Genomic DNA, 6,373 nt, shown 5'->3' with positions numbered 1-6,373 from the left:
GCCGAGCAGCAACGAGATGCCGAAGCCGATGCGGTGGCCGAGCTCTGCGCGCGACTGATCGGCAGCCAACCTATCCTGGACCGGCGCAGCCGCACTGAACGAGCTTGCCAGCCCGGCGACATCGCCTTGTTGGCACCGACCGGTGCAGACCTGTGGCGCTATGAGGAGGCGCTTGAACGGCGAGGCATCCCCGTGGCGACACAGGCCGGGAAAGGCCTCTTCCGCCGGCAGGAGGTCCAAGACCTGATCGCGCTGACCCGTGTTCTCGCAGACCGGCGCGACACGCTTGCGCTCGGCGCGCTGCTGCGCGGTCCGCTGGTCGGGCTCACCGAAGAAGAACTGCTGGACATCGTCTGGGCGCTTCCGCGCTCCGAGGAAGAGCCAGACCGGATCCCCCGCCTCGACCTTGGCGTCGATCCGGCGGCCATCGGGCATCCGATGGCGCGCGACGCTCTCGAGAAGCTGCAGGCGCTCTACCGGCGAGGCAACAGCACGACGCCGCATGAACTGCTCTCGCATGCCGTCGACGCCTTGAGGATGCGGCCCCTCCTTTTTGAGCGACATTGTGGCCAGGCCGAGCGCGCGCTCGCCAACGTCGATCTCTATCTCAGCCTGTCGACGGGTTATGCCGTGCGCGGACTCCGCGCTTTCGCCGAAGCAATGACGGCGGCCTGGACCGATGAGGCGCGCGCCGTCGAAGGTCGGCCCGACGCGCAGGAGGAGGCCGTCGCGCTTTTCACCATGCATGCCGCCAAGGGCCTTGAGTGGCCGATCGTCATCCCCATCAACACCATGACCGGCGTCATGACGCCCGACAGCGCGGTGATCGATCGTCATACTGATACGTTCCACTGCCCGGTCCTGGGTGTTGCGCCCAATGGCTATGACGCCGCGCGCCAGGCGGAGAAGGACGAACTGGATCGCGAACGGATCCGACTCTGGTATGTCGCCGCAACGCGCGCCCGTGAACTTCTTGTCCTTCCCCGGCTCGATACAACGCCCTCGAAATCGGCTTGGATCGGTCTCGTCGATCTGTCGCTCGCCGATCTTCCGGCCTTGGATGTCTCGCATCTCCCGCTCGACGCTGCTACCGCAGCCGCGGGCGCGGGCAATGCCCAGACCCGCGACGGCTTCGCAGCCGAGGCGACCACTATCGCTGATCGCCAAACGCGCCTGATCTGGCTCGCGCCCAGCCGTGACGAGAATGCCGGCGGCTCCCTGCTGCGGGAGGAAGAAGCCGACATCTGGACCGGCTCAGCCGATGACCAGCCGCCTGAACTTGAGACGAACATTGTCGTCCAAGGTGGTCGGGAGCGCGGGCTGATCCTTCACAAGCTGATGGAAGAGGTGCTGACCGGCGAAACCGCGGAAGTATCGGCAACACTCACCGAGCGCGCAGCCAATCTCATCCGTGCGCTCGGCAAGACCCCGGTCGCCGATCCGGCGGTGGGTCTGTCCGCCGAGGAGCTGGCGGTATGCGTTACGCGAACTCTAGCTTTGCCTGTGATCGCGTTCTTGCGGCCGGGGCTCCTGGCCGAGTTTCCCGTCTATGCCGTCCAAGCCGAGAAGGGTGAAGAGATCGCGACCGCCGGCATCGCGGACGCGCTGACGGTCAGCCCGGATGGCCGCCCAGTCGTTGTCGTCGACTGGAAGAGCGACGTCAGTCCCGCCCCCCAGACTCTGGATCATTATCGATCGCAGGTTCGCGCCTATCTCGACATGACCGGCGCCAAGCAGGGCCTGATCGTCCTGATGACCACCGGCACGGTGATCACAGTCTTGCCCTCTCCGCAGACCATGGCGGCCTGAGGGAGACGTCCAGATGTCTTCCCGCAAGCGTCCCGCCAGTTCTACCCAGAACGACCTCTTCGACGCGGAGGTCAGCCTGCTGCTTCCGCCGCGCTTTGCCGTCGACGGCAAGGTGCTCGGAAGCCCTGTGCGGCAACTGGCCTGCCCGGCGCTACGCGCAAGCTGCCGTTTGCGGACCTTTTCCATCCGCCGGGTGAATGGATACGAGACCACCCTGAAATCCGGGGAGACGCTGAAGATCATCAGCACCAAGAGCGCCACTCAGCTTAAGGCCGATCTGGTGCTCCTCGTCCCCGGTGCGACGGAGCCAGCGAAGATCGCCGAGGCGCTCGAACTGGGCGAAGGCCGGTGGGTGAACATCGTGCCGGCCAATATCGGCTTGCTGGACACCACAGCGCGCACGGAGCGGCTGGCGGCCGTCTCCGCCTCCTGGCAGGAGGCGCTTCACCTGCGCGAAGGCCGCTCTGCCGAAAATGGCGTATCCGCGAAGCCCGGGTTCCGCCGTCCGCAGATTGGCGCGCTTCATGCCGCGCTTGCGCATGCGACACGCTCGACCCAGCCGGCGACCATCGTCATGCCGACGGGCACCGGCAAGACCGAGACCATGCTCGCGCTCAACGCCCATCGGCGATTCGAGCGGCTGCTGGTGGTGGTTCCCACGGACGCGTTGCGCGAGCAGATCGCAGGCAAGTTCGAGACCTTCGGCGTTCTCAAGCAACAACAGTGTCTCGACGCCTCGGCGGATTTCCCGCTGGTCATGCGGCTTTCCCATATCCCGACGACGCCCGCGGAAGTCGATCAGATCTTCGACAGCGCCAACGTCGTGGTCACGACCATGCAGATCGCCGGCCGCGCCGAGGCGCAGGTTCAGGAGAAGATGGCGGCTCGCGCATCTGCCCTCTTCATCGACGAAGCCCATCATATTGGCGCGCCGACCTGGGCGCGATTCCGTGGCTTGTTCGTCGAACGTGATCCGCCTCTGCCCATCGTCCAGTTCACGGCGACGCCGTTCCGCGAGGACGGCCGCCGGGTCGACGGGGAGTTCATCTACACCTATCCGCTGAAGAAGGCGCAGACCGAGGGCTATTTCAAACCGATCCGGTTCGAGGCCGTCTTTGGTCTCGACCAGGGGGACGCCGACCTCGCGATCGCCGAGAAGCTCGGCGAGGTTCTACAGGCCGATCTGGACGCCGGCCTCAATCATCTCGCCATGGCACGCTGCTCGACAATCGACCGCGCCAGGGACCTCCATCAACTCTACAGCGCGATGTATCCGGAGTTCCGGCCTGTCATCGTCCACAGCCAGCAGCCACTGCGCGATCGCCGAGCAAGCCTCGCGGCTCTTCGGCGCTTCGAAAGCCGGATCATCGTCTGCGTCGATATGCTGGGCGAAGGTTTCGATCTCCCGGAGTTGAAGATCGCGGGCCTGCATGACCCTCACAAGAGCATCGCCGTAACCATCCAGTTCGTCGGCCGCTTCACACGGCAAGATCCCCGGCTCGGCGACGCCACGGTGATCGCCAACACAGGCGTGGACGACATCGACCGATCGCTGGCCAAGCTCTATGCCGAAGATGCCGACTGGAATGCTCTGGTCGAGGCGCTGAGCACGGCCAAGATCGATCGGCAGGTCCGGCGCGCCGAGATGTTCAAAGGCTTTGTCGGCGAGATCACCGATATTCCCTTGCAGACCCTCGAACCGAAAATGAATGCGGTCGTCTACCGCACCTCCTGCGACGCTTGGGAGCCGTTCCGTGCCGAGGATCTCTACAATGCCGGTGTTTATCTCGGCATGAAGGTCAACCCGCACCAGCGCGTGGCCATCTTCGTCACCCGTTCCGAGGAACAAGCCGGATGGACGACGGCCCAACATGCGACCAACGTCATCTGGGATCTGCATATGATGCACTGGGATCCTAGCAAAGGTCTCCTCTACATTAGCAGTTCGGCGAAAGGCCCCTATGACCGGCTGGCCAAAGCCGTTTGCGGCGACACCGCGCGCCGTGTCGAGGGAGAGGAAGTGTTCCGCAGCCTGCACGGCTTCAACCGCCTGATCCTGCGTAATCTTGGCCTCACCCATCACCAGGGACGTGGCGTGCGCTATTCCATGTATATGGGTGTCGATGTCGCCGACGGTCTGGATACCGCCAAATCCCAGTCCCGGATCAAGAACAACGTCTTCGCGACTGGCTTCCTCGATGGCGTCCCGGCCTCGCGCGGCTGCTCGGCCAAGGGCAAGTTCTGGTCGATCTCTCCTGTCCGCGATCTCACCGACTGGGTCGAATGGTGCGGCGACATCGGCCAGGCGGTGAACGATCCGGGCATCACCACCGACGGCGTCTTCAAAAGTGCGATGCGGCCGCGCCAGATCAGTGAACGGCCAGCCGTTCCACCGGTCGCGATCCATTGGCCGGAATCGCTGCTGACGCAGATCGAGGACCGCGTCGAAATCAGTTTTGGCGACGAGTCAGTGCTGTTCACCGAATGCGACATCGAGCTCCTCGACCACGAGCGGACGGGGCCGCTGCGGTTCGCGGTTCGCAGTGATGCGCATGTTGCAGAGTTCGAGATCGTGTTCTCCGAAGGCGGCGCACGCTATCCGCAGCGGTCAGGTCCCAAGACTGCCATCAAGGTCGCCGGCAAGGTGAAGAGCTTGTCCGAATCCTTCGGAGACGACTCGCCGCAGATCGATTTCGGAGACGGCTCGCTCCTGATCTACAGCCATCTCTACGCCTTGTCGGAAGGCGTTTCCGTCGAACCCTATCCCGCTGACCGGATCGAGGCCTGGGATTGGTCGAAGACCAACATCCGGGCCGAAGCGCAAGGTCCAGAAAAGCGCGCGGATTCCGTTCAGCGGCGTGTGATCGACATGCTGCTTGCCGATGGTGAAGCCTACGATCTCGTCTTCGACGATGACGGTGCCGGAGAAATCGCTGATGTCGTTTCGCTTCGCGTGACCGAGGGCCTTGTACAGGTCACGCTCTATCACTGCAAATATTCGAGCGCAGAGACGCCGGGCGCCCGCGTCAAGGATCTCTATGAGGTTTGCGGACAAGCGCAGAAATCTGCCCGCTGGCGCGATCGTCCCAATCGGATGTTCACGCATATGCTGAAGCGCGAGAAGCTGCGTCTCGACAAAGGGCAAAGCTCTCGCTTCGAGCAAGGCACTGCGGCCTTTCTAAAGAAGTTGAAAGCGAGCTGGCAGGATTACCGCTACGAATACGACGTTCGCATCATCCAACCTGGCCTTTCGCGTGCGGCAATCACGGAAGAAGGCCTGCACTTGCTGGCCGGAGCCGAGACCTACCTGCTGGAGACCCGCGCAATGAAATTGCGGATCATCGCAAGCGCATGACATCCCTCCTGAGATGAGGCGACGGACGATAGCCGGCAGAAGCGATCAACACGAGCGAGGGGTAGCGCAGGAATGAGCGAGCAATGGCTATCGGAAAGAGCACCGGGCTTCAAGGATCTCCCTCCCCAGGACCGCAGCGCGATCTTTGACTTCGCGTTCCTGTGGAGCCTGTTCGAAGCTCAGGTGATGAACAATTTCGCTCGTGCCGATCGCATCCGCGAGAGGGTGGATGAATGGACGGCTGCCGGCACGCTTGGAGCTGACCTCTATGATGGTGAGCTGGCCCATTTCCGCAACCGCTACTTCGCCGACGGCGCGTTGACCTACCATTTCCCCTATCTCGGCCTTCGCCCCGCGGATCATCCCGACCTGGTGCGTGCGGTGATTGAGGGAGTGAACACCGATCCGCGCGACCGCATTCTGGCGCTCCTGATGATCGTCTGGCGTCTGCGCAACAACCTCTTCCATGGCGCGAAATGGGCATACGAGCTTCGCGGGCAGCTCGACAATTTTACCCACGCGAACAGCGTCCTCATGCGCCTGCTGGAACGGCACGGACAGGTCGCATAGTCCGGCCGTAAGCCTGAAAATCGGCGGTCCTGAATTCCGCATTGTCGTTTCCACGGATTAAAGGGGAAAGCCTTCCCCTGCGCCCAAGCCCTCTGGTCTCGGCCGACCCCTTCTGCGGGGCCGGCTGCCCCGCAACGCCCCCCGAGAGTAAGAGTGCGGACGGGTTTGCCGTGACGGGTTGAGGACTGGGAGAGAGGCTCCCGGCGCCCGTCGCGGAGACCCGCGATGACCAAGCACCACCGCCAGGCCGCCCCCGAACGGGCGAGCCTCTACGACGACATCACCAACAAGATCATCGCCGAACTGGAGGACGGCCGGCTGCCCTGGGTTCAGCCCTGGGGGACGGCGGCGGCAAAGGCGCCGCTGGCCATGCCCAGGAACGCCTCGACGAGGCGCGGCTATTCCGGGATCAACGTCCTGATCCTCTGGGGCGCTGTCATCGAGCATGGCTTTCCCGGGCAGAGCTGGCTGACCTTTCGCCAGGCGCTCTCGCTCGGCGGCAATGTGCGCAAGGGCGAGCGTGGCACGACCGTCGTCTACGCCGACCGCTTCATTCCGGACACCGAGAAGAAGCGCGCCCGCGAGACCGGCGAAGACGCCCAGGCCGTCCCGTTCCTGAAGCGCTTCACCGTCTTCAAC

At 63.8% G+C, this 6,373-nt stretch carries 4 protein-coding genes; all 4 read left to right on the top strand.

What is annotated here, in order from left to right; all coding sequences use genetic code 11:
• Nucleotides 1-1,809, top strand: a 1,809-nt coding sequence (locus JHD07_RS17705; RefSeq protein WP_291624448.1) for a 3'-5' exonuclease, incomplete at its 5' end; no start/stop codon positions are given.
• 13 nt (nt 1,810-1,822) lie between these two features.
• Nucleotides 1,823-5,164 carry a DEAD/DEAH box helicase family protein gene (locus JHD07_RS17700; RefSeq protein ID WP_291624447.1) on the top strand — a complete coding sequence of 1,114 codons (3,342 nt, stop codon included), beginning with the start codon at nt 1,823-1,825 and terminating at the stop codon, nt 5,162-5,164.
• 72 nt (nt 5,165-5,236) lie between these two features.
• Entirely contained in the window at nt 5,237-5,734 is a 498-nt protein-coding gene (locus JHD07_RS17695) for a hypothetical protein (protein WP_291624446.1), read from the top strand.
• Between the two features lie 225 nt (nt 5,735-5,959).
• Nucleotides 5,960-6,373 (top strand): ArdC-like ssDNA-binding domain-containing protein (locus JHD07_RS17690; RefSeq protein ID WP_291624445.1); only part of this gene is annotated, 414 nt, incomplete at its 3' end.

This window comes from Bradyrhizobium sp. (assembly GCF_016462955.1).
GTDB lineage: Bacteria > Pseudomonadota > Alphaproteobacteria > Rhizobiales > Xanthobacteraceae > Bradyrhizobium.
This window is presented reverse-complemented; position numbering and strand designations above follow the sequence as displayed.

Coding starts and splice junctions, on each gene's coding strand:
- JHD07_RS17695 (WP_291624446.1), top strand. CDS start 5,237: ATGAGCGAGCAATGGCTATCGGAAAGAGCACCGGGCTTCAAGGATCTC.
- JHD07_RS17700 (WP_291624447.1), top strand. CDS start 1,823: ATGTCTTCCCGCAAGCGTCCCGCCAGTTCTACCCAGAACGACCTCTTC.